The organism is Candidatus Pantoea formicae, assembly GCF_011752625.1.
Lineage (GTDB): Bacteria > Pseudomonadota > Gammaproteobacteria > Enterobacterales > Enterobacteriaceae > Pantoea > Pantoea formicae.
In genome coordinates this window covers 1-377 of record NZ_VWXD01000047.1, presented here as the reverse complement: position 1 = coordinate 377, position 377 = coordinate 1, and the positions used below count along the sequence as shown (strand labels likewise).

The following is a 377-nucleotide window of genomic DNA, read 5'->3' as shown; positions in this document are numbered from 1 at the left end:
CAGATTAGCACGTCCTTCATCGCCTCTGACTGCCAGGGCATCCACCGTGTACGCTTAGTCGCTTAACCTCACAACCCACAGGCGTTTTACAACGCTGCAGACTGCAAGCATTTGAGAGACTCGAACATGTCATTATTCATTTCTTATTACGGAGAAATGAACCGACACGTCGTTTCAATTTTCAGCTTGTTCCGGATTGTTAAAGAGCAATATCTCAAACTTGACGTTACCGTAAGTTTTGAGATATTTCGTGGAGACACCTTTCACCTGTCACCAAGCAAGTGGCGTCCCCTAGGGGATTCGAACCCCTGTTGCCGCCGTGAAAGGGCGGAGTCCTAACCGCTAGACGAAGGGGACACGATAGTGTCACGACTTCG

1 tRNA gene is annotated in these 377 nt (G+C 49.1%); it reads right to left on the bottom strand.

Annotation, left to right across the window (positions count from 1 at the left end):
• Positions 1-282 precede the first annotated feature (282 nt).
• A tRNA-Glu gene (locus F3J38_RS27830) sits at positions 283-357 on the bottom strand.
• Positions 358-377: the final 20 nt, after the last annotated feature.